The following is an 18275-nucleotide window of genomic DNA, read 5'->3' as shown; positions in this document are numbered from 1 at the left end:
CAGCTTCCACACGTTCGAAGGGGAATTTCCATGGCTAAGGACGAGAAGGCCGCCGAGGGCGACGCTCCCAAGAAGGGCGGCAAGAAGAAGCTCCTGATGATCATCATCATCGCGGCGGTACTGCTGCTCGGTGGCGGTGGCGGCGGCGCGTACATGATGCTGGCCGGCGGGTCGAGCGAGGCGGAGGCCGCACCGGAGCCGGAGCCGGGCGCGATCGTGGCGCTGGACCCGGTCACCATCAACCTGGCCGCCGGGCACTACCTCAAGGTCGGCATCGCGCTCCAGGCGACCGCGACCGCGGCCGCGGAGCCGGACGGCAGCAAGGCGCTCAACCTGGCGATCGACCAGTACACCAACGTGAAGGTCGCCGAGCTGGAGTCGGCCGAAGGTCGCGCCAAGCTCAAGGAGGCGCTGACCGAGAAGATCAAGGAAGCGTACGAGGACGAGGTCATGGCGATCTACTACACGACTTTCGTCACGCAATAAGCGAAATGTCGGTAACGTGCGAGGCGGGCTCCGGTTCACCGGGGTCCGCCGGGCACGCCGGCACCGCCCGAGGCGAGTTTGGGCGGTTTTCTCAGTGAAGCTCTCAAGATGCCGATGGGAACCGCGTGACCAAGTCGCCGTCCGCGGTCTCCGGCAAAGTCGCATCGGGCCGCATGTCGCGTCGCGGCGGAGGTACGGGGCCGCAGCCCTACGACTTCCGTCGCCCGATCAAGCTGTCCCGCGAGCACATGCGGAACCTGCAGATGTCCTTCGAGACGTATGCGCGCAGCTGCGGGACCCTGCTCACCACCCGGCTCCGGGCGGTCTCCCAGGTCGGCCTGCTCGCCATCGAGCAGCTCACCTACGAGGAGTACCAGACCCAGCTGAACAACCCGACCGTGCTGGCCGTGGTCACGCTGGAGCCGCTCACCGGCTCGATCCTGTTCGAGGTGCCGCTCAGCACCGCGATGGCCAGCATCGACCATCTGCTCGGCGGCCCCGGCGGCGCGCAGCCGGAACGCCCGCTGACCGATCTGGAGATGCCGCTGCTGCGCGGCCTGATCGAGAAGATGCTGGGCGAGCTCGCGTACGGCCTGGAGGCCATGGTCACGGTCCAGCCGAAGCTCGGCGCGATCGAGTACAACCCGCAGTTCGTCCGCACGATCGCCCCCGGTGACGCCGTGGTGGTCACGTCGTTCGAGATCCGGGTCGGCTCCGAGGAGTCGATCGCCAGCATCTGCATCCCGTTCGCGAGCATCCTGCCGGTGCTGGAGAAGCCGACCGAGGACGTGCAGCTGACGCCGGAGGAGCGGATGAGCCTGCTGCGCGCGCAGTCGAACCTCACCACCGGCCTGTCGCTCGCGCCGCTGGACGTGGCGGTGCGTTTCGCACCGATCCGCATGCGCACGGACGACATCGTCGACCTGCGCCCCGGCGACGTGGTGCCGCTCGGGCACCCGGTCACCGTCCCCCTCTCCGTCGTGGTCAACGACACCGTCTTCGCCCACGCCGTCCCCGGGACCCAGGGAGCGCGCCTCGCCTGCCTGATCGTGCCCTCGCCCAAGGAGGACTCCCGCAAATGACGCAGCCTCAGGGGGTGCACGCATGACCGCGGCCACCGTCACCGACTCGCAGCTGACGCTCGCGCGCTCCGCGGCGCAGGCCGCGCTCGCCGTGCTGCCGACCAGCACGCCGCTGCAGGCCGGGCAGCCGGTCGCGGGCGCGCTCACCGACCTTCCGGACGGCCAGGCGATCACCGCGCGGTTCAGCGGCGCGGCCACCGGCGAGGTGGTGGTGATCGTCGGCGCGGACCTCGCGGAGGCGCTGCGCACCAGCCCGCTCGGCGAGCTCGACCTGGCCACCGCGGTCCGGCCCGCGCTGGAGGGCGCGGCCCGCGCGTTCGGCCCGGTCGTGCTGGACCCGGGCCAGGTCATGGAGCCGGCGGTCGCGATGAGCGCGCTGACCGTCAAGGGCGACATGACGGTGAGCGTGCCGCTGCTGGAGGGCGGCGAGACCCGGGCTGTGGTCGCGGTGCTGCTCTCGCCGTGGCCGACCGAGGGCGGTGACGTCGCGCCCCGCGCCGCCGCGCCGGCCACCGCGGTCCGGGCCGGCCTGGAGATGCTGCACGACGTCGAGATGGAGGTCTCGGCCGAGCTCGGGCGCACCCGGATGAGCGTGCGCGACCTGCTCTCGGTCACCCCCGGCACCATCGTCGAGCTGGACCGGGCCGCGGGCAGCCCGGCCGATCTGCTGGTCAACGGCCGGTTGATCGCACGCGGCGAGGTGGTCGTGATCGACGAGAACTTCGGCATCCGGATCACCGAGATCATGACACCGAACGAATAGGTGAAACCCCGTGCTCGAGCTGGTCCTCCGGATCACCTTCTCGCTGGCCATCGTCTTCGGCCTGATGTGGGGTCTGGCGCGCGTGCTGAAGAAGCCGCTCACCGGGCGGCACAGCGGCGCCGCGCTGGACGTGCTGTCCCGCGCGCAGCTCAGCCGCGGCTCGTCGGTCGCGCTGATCCGGGTGGTGGACAAGGCGCTCATCGTGGGCGTGACCGAGGGCCAGGTGACGCTGCTCGGCGAGACCGACCTGGCCGCGGTCGAGCGGCAGCTGGCCGGGCCGCTCGAACGGCGGAACCGGATCACGCTGCCCGAGCACGTGAAACCCGGCGAGGACCTCAGCGGCGAGGGCGCCGAGGACAGCGTGATCGTGGAACGCCCGTCGGACGGGGGCGTGGCCACCGGGCGTACCTGGTCACAGACCGTGAACTTCCTGAGGGAGCGGACGGTCCGCCGATGACCGCGAGGCGCACGGCCGCACTGCTGCTCCTGCTGGGCGCGCTGCTGATCATCAGCCCCGCGTCGGTCGCGGCCGCGCCCGCGCCGCAGCCGACCGATGCCGGCACGATCGACATCAACATCAACGGTGGCGGCGACGCCGGCCAGCCCAGCACGTCGATCGTGCTGCTGATCGGCCTGACGCTGCTCTCCGTGGCGCCCGCGCTGCTGCTGCTCTGCACGTGCTTCACCAAGGTCTTCATGGTCCTCGGCATCACCCGCAACGCGCTCGGCCTCACCTCGATGCCACCGAACCAGGTAATCGCCGGTCTGGCGCTGTTCATCACGTTCTTCATCATGAGTCCGGTGCTGTCCGAGGTGAACGCGACCGGCGTGCAGCCCTACCTGAAGGGCGACAAGGACCAGACCGCGGCGTTCAACGACGGGGTGCGGCCGCTGCGCGCGTTCATGCTGGAGCACACCCGGGCCGACGAGATCGCGCTGCTCACCAAGGTCGCGGACGCGGAGAAACCGGCCAACCCGGAGGCGGTGCCGCTGACCACGCTGGTGCCCGCGTTCATCCTGTCCGAGCTGCGCGCCGCGTTCATCATCGGCTTCGTCATCTTCATCCCGTTCCTCATCATCGACATCGTGGTGTCCGCGTCCCTGATGTCGCTGGGCATGATGATGCTGCCGCCGGTGACCGTGGCACTCCCGTTCAAGCTGCTGCTGTTCGTCCTCGTCGACGGCTGGGGCCTGGTCATCACGGCGCTCGTCGGCAGCTACGGCTGAGCCTGCTACCGACCGGCGACCGAACCGGTAACCGTTCCGCCACGCCGGTGCCGGAGAGTACTTCTCAGCGGGGCAGTCGCCCCGCGGCTCCCAGGCGAAAGGCGAAACCTTGACCGACACGCAGGTTGTGCACCTCGGGCTCGAAGCTATGACCATCGCGGCCAAGCTGTGCGCGCCCGTTCTGCTCACCGCGCTGGCCATCGGCTTCGCCATCTCGCTGTTCCAGTCCGTCACGCAGATCCAGGAGGCCACGCTCTCCTTCGTGCCCAAGGCCATCGCCTGCGGCGTCGCGCTGCTGGTCAGCGGCAACTGGATGCTGCACGAGATGACGTCCTTCACGCGGGCGCTCTTCGACCGCATCCCCAGCCTCCTCGGCTGACACGTCCTTCCTCCGCAGGGCCCGGGTTCCCCCACCCGGGCCCTGTTTTTTTGTCGCGGAAACCCGGCAAGCCCCTCAGAGCCGGAAACCGATCTTCCCGCTCCCGGCGTGGTCCGGGCCCGCACGCTCCCGCGGGCCAACCGCGCGGAGGCCTCCGGCTCCGCCGGCGCTCCGCTCCGGCCGCCGCGTCGGAGCCGGTCCCGGCCACTCACCGAACCCCCGCGATTCCCGCACCGCTCACTTCCCGCACCGCGCCGGCGGTCCCGCCCCGCCCGCGGCCCGCACCCTCTCCGCCGCCGGCTTTGCTCTGCTTACCTGCGCAAAACACCGCACACCGCCGCCCAGCGGCGCGCGACGGCGCCCGCCGCGGCCACCATCGGTGCCCGATACGCGCGGTTCGCGCAGGTAAGCAGAGCAAAGGCGGGCGGAAGGCGTACCCGCTGGGGGTGGGGTGGGAATTGCGGGGTTGGCATGTCGAGGGCCGCAACCGAGTGGTGACCGGGCGGGTAACCGGGCTGCCACGGCCGGGGCGGAGAGTAGTTCTCAGCGGGGCACGAGCCACCGCGGACCTCGGCGAAAGGCGAAACGTTGACGGACACGCAGGTTGTGCACCTCGGGCTTGAGGCTATGACCATCGCGGCCAAGCTGTGCGCGCCCGTTCTGCTCACCGCGCTGGCCATCGGCTTCGCGATTTCGCTGTTCCAGTCCGTGACCCAGATCCAGGAGGCTACGCTCAGCTTCGTGCCCAAGGCCATCGCCTGCGGCGTCGCGCTGCTGGTCAGCGGCAACTGGATGCTGCACGAGATGACGTCCTTCACGCACAACCTGTTCGAGCGGATCCCGAGCCTTCTCGGGTAGGCGGGAGCCGGGCCGGGCGATGGTGTCGATGGAGCTGCAGACCGCGAACCTCACTGCGCTGCTGCTCGCCATGGTTCGCGCGTCGGCCTGGCTGGCGCTCTGCCCGCCGTTCAACTCGCGGCTCATCCCGGCCCGGATCAAGGCCCTGCTCGCCCTCGCGCTCGCGCTGCCGATGTCGCCCAAGCTCGCCGGTCAGGTACCGGAGCTGGCGACATCGGCTCTTCTCGTCAGCGTGGTCGAACAGGTCGTGGTCGGCGCCGCGCTCGGCTTCATCACCGCGTTGCTGTTCGCCGCGATCCAGGCGGCCGGCGACATGATCGACCTGTTCGGCGGCTTCACGCTCGCGATGGCGTTCGACCCGCTGTCCCAGGTGCAGAGCTCGATCTTCGGCCGGTTCTACAACCTGCTGGCCGTGACGCTGCTGTTCGCCACCGAGGGGCACCAGATGGTGCTGCGCGGCTTCATGATGTCGTACACCTCGCTGCCGCTCAACGACACGCTCTCCCTGGAGACGCTCTCCAGGCTGCTCACCGAGGGCGTGGTCGACATGTTCCTGGCCGCGATCCAGATCGCCGGCCCGCTGATCGCGGTGCTGTTCCTCACGGACGTCGGCTTCGGCCTGCTCAACCGCGTCGCGCCGGCGCTCAACGCGTTCTCGCTCGGCTTCCCCGCCAAGATCTTCCTGGTGCTGATGCTGGGCGGCACCGCGATCGCGGTGCTGCCGCGCGCGCTGGACTCCATCATCGAGAAGGCGGTCTCCGCGGTCATCACCCTGTCCGGGGCCTGACGCGGGGAGGTGAGACGTGAGCGGCGAGAAGACCGAGAAACCCACACCGCAGAAACTCAAGAAGGCCCGCGAAGAGGGCCAGATCGGCAAGACGCCGGATCTGGGCGCGTGGGCCGGCATCGCGGCGGCCAGCGTGCTGGTGCCGATGACGCTGGAGCAGGCGGTCATCAAGGCGCGGGAGGTGATCCTGCGGCTGCCGGACGTGGTGGAGAACCCGGACGTCGGCTCCGCGCTGGACATGTTCCGCGACGCGCTGCTGGGCTCGGCGTACGCGGTGGCGCCGCTCGCGGTCTCGATGATGCTGATCGGCATCATCGGCTCCGGCGTGCAGGGCGGCATCCACGTCGCCACCAAGCTGCTGATGCCGAAGTTCTCCCGGCTCAACCCGCTGCAGGGCTTCAAGCGGATCCTCGGCATGCAGGCGATCTGGGAGGGCGTCAAGGCGCTGATCAAGACGGTGGTCCTGGCCGGCGTGCTGTACATGCAGATCAAGGACCTGGTCCCGTCGCTGATGACGGCCGGCAACCTGCCGCTCGCGGTGCTGCTGGACATGGTCAAGGACGCCACCATCGCGATCATCCGGACCGCCGCGGTGGCCGGCCTGGTGATGGCCGCGGCCGACTACTTCGTGGTGAAGATGCGCACCATGAAGCAGCTGAAGATGTCGAAGCAGGAGGTCAAGGACGAGTACAAGAAGACCGAGGGCGACCCGCACGTCAAGGGCCAGATCCGGGCGCGGCAGCACGCGATGGCCCGCAACCGGATGATGTCCGACGTGCCGAAGGCGGACGTGGTGCTGGTCAACCCGACGCACGTGGCGGTCGCGCTGCGCTACGAACCGGAGAAGGGCGCGCCGCGGGTGGTCGCGAAGGGGCAGGGCAACGTGGCGCAGAAGATCCGCGACCTGGCCACCGAGAACCGCATCCCGATGATCCAGGACGTGCCGCTGGCCCGCGCGCTCTACGGCAGCTGCGAGATCGGCACCGAGATCCCGGCCGAGTTCTACGGCGCGGTGGCGAAGGTGCTGGCGTTCGTGATGAGCCTGAAGTCCCGCGGATCCGCGGCCGGCACGCACCGCCTGGCCGCGTAAGCCTCAGCTCTCCCACCGGGGTGCCGATCGGAACGTCGCCAGGACGGCACCTTCACGCAGGGGCACGGACCAGCCCGGGAACAGCCCCACACCCGTGGAAGGTGCCGTGAACTCGAAGCTGATGGGCCAACTGGCCGTACCGATCGGCGTCATCGCGATCATCGTGATGATGGTGGTGCCACTGCCGACGATGCTCCTCGACCTGCTCATCGCGCTGAACATCACCGGTGCGCTGCTGATCGTCCTGGTCAGCATGTTCGTCCAGAAGCCGCTGGAGTTCTCGATCTTCCCGGCACTCCTGCTGATCTTCACGCTGTTCCGGCTGGCACTGAACATCAGCGCGACCCGGCTGGTGCTGATGGACGGCTTCGCCGGCAAGGTGATCGAGGCGTTCGGTCACTTCGTGGTCGGCGGCTCGCTCATCGTCGGCCTGGTCATCTTCACCATCCTGGTGATCGTGCAGATGGTCGTGGTGACCAAGGGTGCGGAACGCGTCGCCGAGGTCGGTGCCCGGTTCACGCTCGACGCGATGCCCGGCAAGCAGATGGCGATCGACGCGGACCTGAACGCGGGCCTGATCGACGAGCCGGAGGCGCGGAAGCGGCGCCAGGAGGTCTCCGCGGAGGCCGACTTCTACGGCGCGATGGACGGCGCCTCGAAGTTCGTCAAGGGCGACGCGATCGCGGCCATCATCATCACGTTGATCAACCTGATCGGCGGCTTCGGCGTCGGCATGCTGCAGAAGGGCATGGCGCCGGCCGAGGCGATCCAGACGTACAGCCTGCTCAGCGTGGGTGACGGCCTGGTCTCGCAGATTCCGGCGCTGCTGCTGTCCGTGGCGACCGGTCTGATCGTGACCCGGTCGGCCACCGAGGGCGACATGGGCAGCAGCGTCACCAAGCAACTCGGTCAGCACAAGCTGGCGCTGCAGATCGGCGGCGGTGCCGCGCTGGCGCTCTGCGTCATCCCGGGCCTGCCGAAGCTGCCGTTCCTGGTGGTCGGCGGGCTGGTGCTGTTCGCGTCCACCCGGCTCAAGCCGCCGGTGGAGGAGCCCGCGCCGGGCGAGGCGGCCGAGGGCTCCGCGGCCGCGTCGGTCAACCCGGACACCACCGAGTCGATCATGGGTGAGATGCGGGTCGACCCGCTGGAGCTGGCGCTCTCCCCCGACCTGGTGGACCTGGTCGACCCGACCGGCGGTGACCTGCTGGACCGGGTCCGCGCGCTGCGCCGCAAGATCGCGCTGGAGCTCGGCGTGGTGATGCCCCCGGTCCGTACCCGCGATGATCTCGAATTGCCGCTCTCCGGGTACGCGATCCGGATCAGCGGCGTGGAGACCGGCCGCGGCCAGGCACCGCCGGGCACCGTGCTGGCGATCGGCGACGGCCTCTCCGCGCTGCCCGGCCGGGCCGGCATCGAGCCGGTGTTCGGGCTGGCCGGCAAGTGGGTCCCGGCCGAGCTGCACTACCAGGCGGAGCTGGCCGGCGCGACCGTGGTCGACCGGGCCTCGGTGATCATCACGCATCTGGCCGAGGTGGTCCGCACGAACGCGAGCCGGCTGCTCGGCCGCGAGGACGTGCGCGCGCTGGTCGAGACGGTCAAGCGCACCCACCCGGTGGTGGTCGAGGAGCTGACGCCGTCGCTGCTCAGCCTCGGCCAGATCCAGCGGGTGCTGCAGTCGCTGCTGGAGGAGGGCGTCGCCATCCGCGACCTGGTGCGCATCTTCGAGTCGCTGTCGCTGCGCGCGAAGGTCTCCACCGACCACGACGGCCTGGTGGAGGCGGCCCGCGCGGCGCTCGGCCCGGCGATCGCGCAGCAGTTCACCACCGCGGGCACGCTGACCGTGATCACGCTCGACCCGCAGCTGGAGCACGCGATGCTGGAGTCGCTGCGGCCGAGCGAGAACGGGCTGTTCCTGGCGCTGGACGCCGCGCTCGCGGAGAACGTGGTGAACCAGATCGGGATGCACGCCGAGACCGCGGAGCAGCAGGGCGCCAACCCGGTGCTGGCCTGCTCGCCGCAGCTGCGGCCGCCGCTGCACCGGCTGTTGCGGGCCGGTGGGCGCAAGACCGCGGTCATGTCCTACTCGGAGATCGCCGGTTCGACCGCGCAGATCGAGACGATGGGGGTGGTGAACGGTGCCTACGCGGGTGCTGCTTGAGGGTCCGGCCATCGAGCCGCTGCTGGAGCAGGTGCGCAGGGAGTACGGCACCTCGGTGCGCATCATCTCGGCGGACAAGGTGCGCACCGGCGGGTTCGGCGGCTTCTTCGCGAAACAGAAGTACGAGCTGTCCGTCGAGGTCCCGGACGAGGTGATGGCCGGCAAGCACGGCGGTGGCGGCGGTGGCACTGGCGGGGGCGGTGGCGGTGGCGGTCAGGAGGCGCCGCCCCGGGAGAAGCCAGCCGACACACTGGCGGCGCTGCTGGAGCGCGCGGACAACGACGGCTTCTCCCGGGCCCCCGCGAAGGAGCCGCCGCCGGTCCGGAACCCGTACGGCCAGGGCGGCGGCGGTGAGCTGCCCGCACGCGCCGGCCTGGTCTCCACCGCGAGCCCGGCGTTCGCCGAGATCATGGCGGGGCTGGAGAGCGGGCACCTGACCCGCGCCCCGGCCGAGCGCGCGGTCACCGCCGGAGCACCGGCCGGGTATCCCGCAGTCACCCCGTCCGCACCGTCCGGCGGCGCCGCGCCGGCGATCGACGTACCGCGCGATCCGCCCGCGATCGACGTGCCGCTCAAGCCGGCCGCGCCCACGGTCCGGCCGTACCGTCCGCCGGCCGCGACGTCGCCGGACGGGCCGCCGGCACCGGGCGGCCCGATGGTCAGCCCGGCGCTGCTGGAACAGCTGATCGCGGAAACCAACCCGTTGGCACCCGGCGTTTCCCAGCCGGCACCGGCGCCGCCGCCGATGAGTACACCGATGGCAACAGCGACGATGGCGCCCGAGGTGCCGATCATTCCGGCCGCTCCGGCGCCCCCGGAACGATCGGCCCTGGTCCCGGTGCATCCGGCGCTCCCGGCCGTACCGGTGCATGCTCCTGAGATCGTGGCTCCCACGGTGCCGAAGGCGGCACCGGTCCCGGCAGCGGCCCCGGCACCGGCCTTGGCGCCGCAGCCGCAGCCGCAGCCGGAGCCGGAGCCGGTGGCCGAGGTCACGCGGAGCTCGATCGCCGAGCGGCTGATCGCGCTCGGCATGCCGGCCGCGATGGCGGAGCGGGCGAGCGGCCCGGACGCCTACGGCGGGGTGCTGGAGGCGCTGGCCGACCTGCCGCCCCGGCCGCAGCCGCCCGCGCGCGCCGGTGACGTGCTGGTGGTGGCCGGCGAGCTGAGCCACGCGCTGCCGGTCGCCCGGAAGGTGGTCGAGCAGCTGCGGCTGGACGCGTCCCGGCTGCTGCTGGCCGGACCGTCCGCGGCCGGCACCGGCATCCACCCGTCGCGGAAGATCTCCGGGCCGAGCGCGGCCGAGAAGAAGGCTCGCAAGATCCACCGAGGTGACACGCCGTACGTGGTGGTGCTGGACGCCCCGGTGAACGAGCCGAACCAGGAGTGGGTCCGGGACGTCTGCGACGCCATCGGCGCGACCGAGGTGTGGGCGGCCGTCGACGCGACCCGGAAGACCGCGGACACGCTGCGCCACCTGAAGGGCATGGGTGACGTGGACGCGGTGGCGGTCTACGGCACCGCCGTGACCGCGGACCCGGCCACCGTGCTGGGTCTGGAAGTACCGATCTTCACGATCGACGGCCAGGACGCGTCACCGCACGCGTGGGCCGCCATGCTGTGCCAGCGTCTGACCCAATCCGAGAAGAAGTCCACCCGAAAGCGGAGGCGTTAATGGGGCTGATCCGTCCGTCTGCACTGTGGTTCGCCGCGATCCTGTCCCTGCCGGCGTTCTTCCAGTCGCTGATCCTGCAGACGCTGGACGTCACGGACGCGCTGATCCGGTTCCTGGTCGCGGTGCCCGTTGCGGCGCTGCTGCTGGCCGGTTTCCGGTTCGTGACGTTCGGCTACGGCCAGTCCGGCCCGGCGAAGGCGCCGGCCGCCGACGGGACGGAGTCCGCGCCGCTGGAGGGCACGATCTCGGACGCGACGCCGCGCCTGGCCTCGTAGGCGGTATATCTATTTCGATATGCCCATCGATGGGTGACCGAGCCATAGGCTCCCCGCAACCAGGAAAATCCGGACGCCCACGAGGCGTCCGGATCGCGTTCGGGAGGACACATGGCTCGTTTGGGTAGAACGCTCGGGCTCCTGCTCGCGCTCATCACGGCCGCCGCGCTGGGCAGCACCGCGGTGCCCGGCGTGGCGCAGGCGGGACCCGACGTCGTCGGCGGCACCCGCGCCGCACAGGGCGAGTTCCCGTTCATGGTGCGGCTCTCGATGGGCTGCGGCGGTGCGCTCTACACGTCGCAGATCGTGCTGACGGCGGCCCACTGCGTCGGCGCCACCGGCGCGAACACCAGCATCACCGCGACGCTGGGCGTGGTCGACCTCCAGTCCTCCAGCCGGATCACGGTCCGGTCCAGCTACGTCTACCGGGCGCCCGGCTACCGCAGCGTCACCACCGGCAAGGACTGGGCGCTGATCAAGCTGGCCTCCCCGGTCACCGGCCTGGCCACGCTGCCGATCGCCACGAACACCGCCAACAACTCGGGCACGTTCACGGTCGCCGGCTGGGGCTCCGCGACCGAGGGTGGCGCGCAGCAGCGGTACCTGCTCAAGGCGTCGGTGCCGTTCGTCAGCGACACGTCGTGTGCGTCCTCCTACACCGGCCGGTTCGTCGCCAGCGACATGATCTGCGCCGGGTACGCCCAGGGCGGCACCGACACCTGCCAGGGCGACTCCGGTGGCCCGATGTTCAAGACCACCTCCACCGGCGCCAAGGTGCAGGTCGGCATCGTCAGCTGGGGCACCGGCTGCGCCCGGCCCGGCTACCCGGGTGTCTACAGCGAGGTGAGCACGTTCGCCTCCGCGATCGCCGCGGCGGCCGCGACGTTGTGACGCGCGCGGGAGGGGCCGGCCGGTCGCGGCCGGCCCCTCCTGCCGTCAGAACCCGCCGGACACGACCACCTTGCCGATCACGGAACCGGACTCCACCAGCGCGTGCGCCTTCCGCAGCGCGGCCGCGCCGATCGGGCTCAGCTCCTCGGTGATCGTGCTGCGCAGCTGTCCCTCGTCGACCAGGCGCGCCACCTCGCTCAGCAGCCGGTGCTGCGTGTCGTCCGCGGGCAGGTGCAGCGGCTTGGTGAACATCAGCTCCCAGTGCACGCTGATGCTCTTTCCCTTCAGCGGCACCACGTCCAGCGTCTCCGGGTCGTCGATCACCACGATCTGCCCGAACGGCGCGGTCAGCCGCTCGTACTCGCCGATCGGCGAGGTCGCCGAGAACGCGGTGAACACGTACTCCACGCCGTCCGGCACCAGCGCGAGTACCGCGTCCGCCAGGCCGTCGCGGTGGTCGACCACGTGGTGCGCGCCCATCCGCAGCGCCCACTCGCGCGACTCCGGCCGGGACGCGGTCGCGATCACGGTCAGCCCGGTCAGCCGCCGGGCCAGCTGGATCACCATCGAGCCGACGCCACCGGCCGCGCCCACGACCAGCAGCGTGCCGGTGCTCGCCGCGGTCACCCGCAGCTTCTCGAACAGGCTCTCCCACGCCGTGATCGCGGTCAGTGGCAGTGCGGCCGCCGCCGCGTGGCTCAGCGTCGTCGGCTTGGGCCCGGTCACCCGCTCGTCCACCAGGTGCAGTTCCGCGTCGCTGCCGGACCGGCCGATCGAGCCCGCGTAGTAGACCTCGTCGCCGACCGCGAACCGGGTGACGTCCGGCCCGACCGCCTCGACCACGCCGGACGCGTCGAACCCCAGCACGCGCGGGCCGCCCGCGGGGTCGCCGCCGCGCCGCACCTTCGTGTCCACCGGGTTGACCGAGACCGCGTGCACCCGGACCAGCAGGTCGCGCCCGTGTGCCACCGGCACCGGCAGCTCCACGTCGACCAGGCTCTCCGGATCACCGGCCGGAAGACTTCTGCGGTACGCGACCGCGCGCATCGTTTCGCTCATGGTCGCCGACGGTATCCCCGGGGTAGTGGTTACCGTCAATGACCAGTAGTTACCGCTGGGAAACTACTACCCTTCGGGAACTATCCTGGCCGGATGCGTGTCGAGCCCCATGCCGAGACCTGCGGTCCCCGCGACGTCTACTCCGCCGCCTGCCCCTGCCGGAACATGCTGGACCTGCTGGCCAACAAGTGGAGCGCGCTCGCGCTCGGCGCGCTGGAGGACGGCCCGCAGCGGTTCGGCGCGCTCCGGGACCGGCTGCAGGGCGTCAGCCCGAAGGTGCTCACCCACACGCTGCGCGGCCTGGAGGCGCACGGCTTGGTCGACCGCACCGTCTTCCCGGCCGTGCCGCTGCACGTCGAGTACTCGCTGACCGAGCTCGGCCGCGACGCGTGCGCCCCGCTCGCGCTGCTGCGCACCTGGGTCGAGCAGAACATCCACCGCTTCCCGACCGCCGCCGCCTAGCCGGCGCCGCAATTCCCACCCTCCATCCCGCCACGCCCACCTTTGCTCTGCTTACATTGCCAAAACCGACCAAAGCAGACCCGGCGGTACGTCGCGCGCGGTCCGCGTACCGGCGGGAATTGGGCTGGTTTGGTCATGTAAGCAGAGCAAAGCCAGCCGGGAGGACGGTGTGAGAGTCCTCGGGCGGGCTATTGGTGGGATGGGCAACCCGTGGGAATCTGGGTGTGGGGATCAGGCGTGGGCCGGGTCGAGGGCGGCGGCGACGCGGGCGGCGGAGGCCGTGGCGCGCGGGGTGGTGGTGGCGAGGCCGACGAGGAGGACGACGAGGCCACCGGCGGCGACGATGAGGAAGCCGGGGCGGCTGGCGGCCGGGAAGTCGGCGGCGAGCGTCGCGCCGGTGGCGTCACCGAGACCGGTGACGACCACGGCGCCGATCACGGCCACGCCGAGGGACTGGCCGACCTGACGGCTGGTGGAGGCGATCGAGGCGGCCAGGCCGGCCTGGGCGCGGGGCATGCCGGAGACCGCGGTGTTGGTGATCGGCGTGTTGAGCATGCCGAAGCCGAGGCCGAACAGCGCGTACGGCAGGAGGATCCACGGCAGCGGCGTCGCGGCGGTGAACGCGGCGAGCATCGCGCCGGCCACGGTCATCGAGACACCCGCGATGATCAGTGGGAGCCGGGTCCCGCACGCACCGACGAGCCGGCCGGCGATCGGCGAGAAGATGACGGTGGCGGCCGCGATCGGCAGCATCCACAGGCCGGCGTGCAGCGCGGACAGGCCGCGCACCTCCTGGAGGTAGAGCGTGCCGAGGAAGAGCATGCCGGCCAGCGCGGCGAAGCCGCTGATCGCGATGACGACCGCGCCGGAGAACGGCGCGCTGCGGAAGAACCGCAGGTCGAGCAGGGGCTCGTCGCGCCGCGGCTCGTAGTACAGCAGGCCGGCCAGGGACAGCGCGGCGGCGGCGAACGCGCCGAGGATGAGCGGCGCGGTCCAGCCGAGGTTCGGGCCCTCGATGATGCCGAACGTGAGCGTGGCCAGGAACCCCAGCACCAGCAGCTGCCCGGCCGGGTCGGGGCGGCGCGGGTGCTCGGCGCGGGACTCCGGCACGTAGAGCGCGGTCAGCGCGATCGCGGCGATCCCGACCGGGATGTTGATCCAGAAGATCGCCTCCCAGCCGACGCTGCCGATCAGGATGCCGCCGAGGACCGGGCCGAGTGCCATGCCGAGGCCGCTGACCGCGCCCCAGACGCCGATCGCCCGGGCTCGTTCGCGCGGGTCGGTGAACGTGTTCGTGATGATCGACATGGCGACCGGGTTGAGCATCGAGCCGCCGACCGCTTGCAGTACGCGCGCCGCGATCAGCCACTCCAGTGTGGGGGCGAGGCTGCACGCCAGGCTGCCGAGCGCGAAGACGAGCAGCCCGGTCTGGAACACCCGCCGCCGTCCGATGCGGTCCGCGGTCGAGCCGGCCAGCATCAGCAGGCTCGCGAGGACCAGCGTGTACGCGTCGACGGTCCACTGCAGACCAGTCACGGAGGCGCCCAGGTCCGCGCGGATGGACGGCAGTGCCACCTGGACGATCGTGTTGTCCAGGCCCACGATCAGCAGGCTCATGCAACAGATCAGCAGGATCAGCAGGCGACGGCCACGCCCCATTTCGCCCCCTTTTTCGACCACCGCAGCGTACCGACCCGGTGATCAACTGACACGTGGTGCGCAACACGATCTCACGCGTGTAAGCGCCGTTACCGAGGGGTAGTCCACGCCCCGGCGACCGGCACCCCACGCGCCGGCACCTGGGGAGGTGTTCCGTGGAGGAGCTAAGACTTGATCTTGGCATAATCGACTATCTGATTCTGGTGCTCTACTTCGGCACCGTGCTGGGCGTGGGCTTCGCGGCCCGGCGCGCGATCAAGACCAGCGTCGACTTCTTCCTGTCCGGCCGGTCGCTGCCGGCGTGGGTGACCGGTCTGGCGTTCGTCTCGGCCAACCTCGGCGCGCTCGAGATCATCGGCATGGCCGCGAACGGCGCCCAGTACGGCATGATGACGCTGCACTACTACCTGATCGGCGCCGTACCGGCGATGGTCTTCCTGGGCATCGTGATGATGCCGTTCTACTACGGCTCCAAGGTCCGGAGCGTGCCGGAGTTCCTGCTCCGCCGCTTCAACCGGCCGACCCACCTGCTCAACGCGCTGAGCTTCGCGCTCGCCCAGGTGCTGATCGCGGGCGTGAACCTGTTCGCACTCGCCCTGGTGCTGGAGGCGCTGCTCGGCTGGCCACTGTGGGTGTCCATCGTGGTCGGTGCGCTGATCGTGCTGGCGTACATCACGGTCGGCGGCCTCACCTCGGCGATCTACAACGAGGTGCTGCAGTTCTTCGTGATCCTGGCCGGCCTGATCCCGCTGACCGTGATCGGCCTGGTCAAGGTGGGCGGCGTGAACGGCCTGGCGGACGCGGTCCGGAACAGCACGCTCGGCGAGGCCGGACTGCACACCTGGGCGGACACCGGTGGCTCGGACAACCCGCTCGGCGCGAGCTGGATCGGCATCGTCTTCGGCCTCGGCTTCGTGCTCTCGTTCGGCTACTGGACCACGAACTTCGCGGAGGTCCAGCGCGCGCTGAGCGCCCGGAACATGAGCGCGGCCCGGCGTACCCCGATCATCGCGGCGTTCCCGAAGCTGCTGATCCCGGCCGTCGTCGTGGTGCCCGGCCTGATCGCGCTGGTGACCGTGTCCGGCCTGGGCGCGGAGTCCGGCGCGCTGCAGTACAACAACGCGATCCCGCTGCTGATGCGCGACCTGCTGCCGAACGGCGTGCTCGGCATCGCGGTGACCGGCCTGATCGCGTCCTTCATGGCCGGCATGGCCGCGAACGTCAGCGGTTTCAACACGGTCTTCACGTACGACATCTGGCAGGCCTACGTCCGCAAGGACCGGCCGGACGGGTACTACCTGCGGGTGGGCCGGATCGCCACGGTGTGCGGCGTGCTGATCGGAATCGGCACCGCGTTCATCGCCGCCGATTTCAACAATATTATGAATTACATTCAAACGCTATTTAGCTTGTTCAATGCGCCATTGTTCGCGACATTCATTGTAGGCATGTTCTGGAAGCGAATGACCGCGCAGGCCGGTTTCTGGTCGCTGCTGCTCGGCACGCTCGCGTCGCTGACGGTCTACCTGCTCTACAAGGCCGGCACGCTGCCGTTCGGCTCGGACCTGGAGGAGAGCTTCTGGGGTTCCGGCATCGCGTTCTTCACCGTGGTGATCGTCGCGCTGGTCATCACGCCGCTGACCCGGCCGAAGTCCGACGACGACCTCCGCGGCCTGGTCTACGGGCTGCAGGGCACCGGCGGCGTCAGTGACGCACTCGCCGGCGACGCCGTCTGGTACCGCTCGCCGGTGCTGCTGGGCGTGATCGCCCTGGTCCTGTCCGTGCTGCTCTACATCCCGATCTGGTGACGGGGGAACCCACGATGACCGACAACGAACTCGAGCAGAAGCGGGCCTCGGCCGCACGCACCTTCGACGTCCGGCGCGTGATCGGCGGTCTCTTCACGGTCTACGGCGTCATCATCACGGCCGTCGGCCTGTTCGACGGTCCCGACGAGATCGCCAAGGCCGAGGGCGTCCGGATCAACCTGTGGATGGGCCTCGGCATGCTCGCGCTGGGCCTGCTCTTCCTGGCCTGGCAGTGGTGGCGCCCGGTGGAGACCCCGGAGCCCTCGGCCGAGGGGCAGTAGATCGCAGAACCTTCGAGGCCCGGGACGGTACGTCCCGGGCCTCGCCCGTGTGCGGCCTGGTCAGACGCGGACGTCGACCAGGCTGCCGCTGCGCTGCAGGACCGAGGTCAGCTGCTCGGTGGTGACGCCCTTGGAGCTGGCCAGGTTGAGCAGGTCGGCGGCGCTGTGCACCTGCTGGCTGACCTCGTCGGTGGACATCTCCAGCAGGTTGCTGATCCGGCTGAGCGACTCCGACTCCGTGGTCGCGCGCGGTGGGCTGCTGAGCCCGGGCCCGCCGAGCTGGCCGCCGTGGCCACCGCCCGGTCCGCCACCGTGCCCGCCGCCGGGACCGCCGGCACCGGGACCACCGGGGCCGCCCGCACCGCCGGCCGCGGCCAGCGCACCCGCGTTCGTCGCGTTGGCCAGCGACTCCGCCAGCTCGGTGGCCTGCGGCGAGTTGGCCTTGTCGACCGGCATGCCCTGCTTGATCGCGGCGATCAGGTCATCGTTCGCGACGCCCTGGGTCTCCGCGATGTCGGCGAGCGAGTTCCCCTCCTTCATCTTCTCCCGGAGGGTGTTGTTGTCCAGGCCGAGCGTCTTCGCGACGGTGGCCATCGGGTCGCGGCGCTCGATGCGGCCGCTGTTCGCGTACGCGGTGTTCGCCCCACCGCTGACGCTGCTGATGGAACCCATGTCGATCTCCTTCCGGACCGGGGGTAGACGGTCCGCTGTAATCCGGTTATCGGCCGGTTGCGGGGAGATCTCAGGAATTTCGGCAGCGCTACGGCTCACGCCGTACCGCGGTCCACCGTCCCTGGAACGCGTCGCGCCGCCGGCCCCGTGCGGGGCCGGCGACGCGGGAGAACGTGGTTCAGGCCAGCGAGAGTGAGAACGTGCCGCTGCCGTACCGCTGGATGTCGACCGTCAGGTCGATGCGGCGGCCGAGTGCGAGCAGGTGGGCCTGTGCGTCGTTCGGGATCGACTCGCCCGGGAGGACGACGCGGTCGAGTTTGACGTGCGGCGCGCCCTCCTTGTTGAGCAGGCCGGTCAGGATGTTGCAGAGCTCGCCGACGTTCTCCGCGAGGTTCGGGTAGAGCTCCTTGTCGTCGATGGCGTCCTCCGCACCGCCGACCGGCAGCAGACCCAGCGCGGCACCGGCGAACGCGGCGAGCTTCAGGTCCATCCCGAGGACGGCCGCCACCCGGTTGCTGGAGTCGACGTAGATCGCCACCGTGGCGGTGGGCAGATCCTTCTGCGTCAGCGGATTTCCGATATTGACGGTGACCTCACGGCCCAGGGTGTCCCCGAGCATGTTGCGCACCGCGAGAGAGGCGGGAACTGCGAGAGTGTCAGACATGG

At 70.4% G+C, this 18275-nt stretch carries 20 protein-coding genes; 16 read left to right on the top strand and 4 right to left on the bottom strand.

The window, feature by feature from the left end; translation table 11 throughout:
• Positions 1–30 precede the first annotated feature (30 nt).
• From J2S44_RS21325 to J2S44_RS21265, 13 genes are all read left to right on the top strand, one after another.
• Complete coding sequence (locus J2S44_RS21325) at positions 31–486, top strand: flagellar basal body-associated FliL family protein (protein ID WP_310416752.1); 456 nt, start codon at positions 31–33, stop codon at positions 484–486.
• Positions 487–659: 173 nt separating this feature from the next.
• On the top strand, positions 660–1568 hold the full coding sequence (locus tag J2S44_RS21320; protein ID WP_307242677.1) for a flagellar motor switch protein FliM: 909 nt from the start codon (positions 660–662) through the stop codon (positions 1566–1568).
• Between the two features lie 22 nt (positions 1569–1590).
• Positions 1591–2331 carry a flagellar motor switch protein FliN gene (fliN, locus tag J2S44_RS21315; RefSeq protein WP_310416749.1) on the top strand — a complete coding sequence of 247 codons (741 nt, stop codon included), beginning with the start codon at positions 1591–1593 and terminating at the stop codon, positions 2329–2331.
• Between the two features lie 10 nt (positions 2332–2341).
• Positions 2342–2788 carry a FliO/MopB family protein gene (locus J2S44_RS21310; protein ID WP_310416746.1) on the top strand — a complete coding sequence of 149 codons (447 nt, stop codon included), beginning with the start codon at positions 2342–2344 and terminating at the stop codon, positions 2786–2788.
• Positions 2785–3558, top strand: a complete 774-nt coding sequence (gene fliP, locus J2S44_RS21305) for a flagellar type III secretion system pore protein FliP (RefSeq protein WP_310416742.1) — start codon at positions 2785–2787, stop codon at positions 3556–3558. The genes J2S44_RS21310 and fliP overlap by 4 nt, the downstream gene beginning before the upstream one ends.
• Positions 3559–3667: 109 nt before the next feature.
• Entirely contained in the window at positions 3668–3937 is a 270-nt protein-coding gene (gene fliQ, locus J2S44_RS21300) for a flagellar biosynthesis protein FliQ (protein WP_310416739.1), read from the top strand.
• A gap of 588 nt (positions 3938–4525) precedes the next feature.
• A complete protein-coding gene (gene fliQ / locus J2S44_RS21295) occupies positions 4526–4795 on the top strand; it encodes a flagellar biosynthesis protein FliQ (protein ID WP_310416736.1) in 270 nt (89 codons plus the stop codon).
• A gap of 28 nt (positions 4796–4823) precedes the next feature.
• A complete protein-coding gene (fliR, locus tag J2S44_RS21290) occupies positions 4824–5582 on the top strand; it encodes a flagellar biosynthetic protein FliR (protein ID WP_310416733.1) in 759 nt (252 codons plus the stop codon).
• A 16-nt stretch (positions 5583–5598) separates the two neighbouring features.
• Complete coding sequence (gene flhB, locus J2S44_RS21285) at positions 5599–6672, top strand: flagellar biosynthesis protein FlhB (protein WP_310416730.1); 1074 nt, start codon at positions 5599–5601, stop codon at positions 6670–6672.
• Between the two features lie 106 nt (positions 6673–6778).
• Positions 6779–8830 (top strand): flagellar biosynthesis protein FlhA, encoded by a 2052-nt coding sequence (gene flhA / locus J2S44_RS21280; RefSeq protein WP_310416727.1) that lies wholly within the window; start codon positions 6779–6781, stop codon positions 8828–8830.
• Complete coding sequence (locus J2S44_RS21275) at positions 8820–10502, top strand: hypothetical protein (protein ID WP_310416725.1); 1683 nt, start codon at positions 8820–8822, stop codon at positions 10500–10502. The genes flhA and J2S44_RS21275 overlap by 11 nt, the downstream gene beginning before the upstream one ends.
• A complete protein-coding gene (locus tag J2S44_RS21270; RefSeq protein WP_310416722.1) occupies positions 10502–10777 on the top strand; it encodes a hypothetical protein in 276 nt (91 codons plus the stop codon). Before J2S44_RS21275 ends, J2S44_RS21270 begins: the two co-directional genes overlap by 1 nt.
• A gap of 111 nt (positions 10778–10888) precedes the next feature.
• The gene (locus J2S44_RS21265) at positions 10889–11668 is read left to right on the top strand and encodes a S1 family peptidase (protein WP_310416718.1); all 780 of its coding nucleotides are present in this window, start codon (positions 10889–10891) and stop codon (positions 11666–11668) included.
• Between the two features lie 45 nt (positions 11669–11713).
• On the opposite strand, the gene J2S44_RS21260 is transcribed toward J2S44_RS21265, so the two are convergent.
• On the bottom strand, positions 11714–12727 hold the full coding sequence (locus J2S44_RS21260) for a zinc-binding alcohol dehydrogenase family protein (RefSeq protein WP_310416715.1): 1014 nt from the start codon (positions 12725–12727) through the stop codon (positions 11714–11716).
• A 93-nt stretch (positions 12728–12820) separates the two neighbouring features.
• Between J2S44_RS21260 and J2S44_RS21255 the strand changes: the two genes are divergently transcribed.
• Positions 12821–13189 (top strand): winged helix-turn-helix transcriptional regulator, encoded by a 369-nt coding sequence (locus tag J2S44_RS21255; protein WP_310416713.1) that lies wholly within the window; start codon positions 12821–12823, stop codon positions 13187–13189.
• A gap of 231 nt (positions 13190–13420) precedes the next feature.
• Here the strand turns inward: J2S44_RS21255 and J2S44_RS21250 are convergent, their stop codons facing one another.
• On the bottom strand, positions 13421–14848 hold the full coding sequence (locus J2S44_RS21250; RefSeq protein ID WP_310416710.1) for a DHA2 family efflux MFS transporter permease subunit: 1428 nt from the start codon (positions 14846–14848) through the stop codon (positions 13421–13423).
• Positions 14849–15003: 155 nt separating this feature from the next.
• Between J2S44_RS21250 and J2S44_RS21245 the strand changes: the two genes are divergently transcribed.
• Entirely contained in the window at positions 15004–16656 is a 1653-nt protein-coding gene (locus J2S44_RS21245) for a sodium:solute symporter family protein (RefSeq protein ID WP_310416707.1), read from the top strand.
• Between the two features lie 14 nt (positions 16657–16670).
• A complete protein-coding gene (locus J2S44_RS21240) occupies positions 16671–16937 on the top strand; it encodes a hypothetical protein (RefSeq protein ID WP_310416703.1) in 267 nt (88 codons plus the stop codon).
• 60 nt (positions 16938–16997) lie between these two features.
• On the opposite strand, the gene J2S44_RS21235 is transcribed toward J2S44_RS21240, so the two are convergent.
• Together J2S44_RS21235 and J2S44_RS21230 are read right to left on the bottom strand one after the other, a co-directional pair.
• Positions 16998–17609, bottom strand: coding sequence for a hypothetical protein (locus J2S44_RS21235; protein ID WP_310416700.1), 612 nt, complete (start codon positions 17607–17609; stop codon positions 16998–17000).
• Between the two features lie 178 nt (positions 17610–17787).
• On the bottom strand, positions 17788–18273 hold the full coding sequence (locus J2S44_RS21230; protein WP_310416697.1) for a hypothetical protein: 486 nt from the start codon (positions 18271–18273) through the stop codon (positions 17788–17790).
• Positions 18274–18275: the final 2 nt, after the last annotated feature.

The sequence above is a fragment of the Catenuloplanes niger genome (genome assembly GCF_031458255.1).
GTDB classification, from domain to species: Bacteria; Actinomycetota; Actinomycetes; order Mycobacteriales; family Micromonosporaceae; genus Catenuloplanes; species Catenuloplanes niger.
This window is presented reverse-complemented; position numbering and strand designations above follow the sequence as displayed.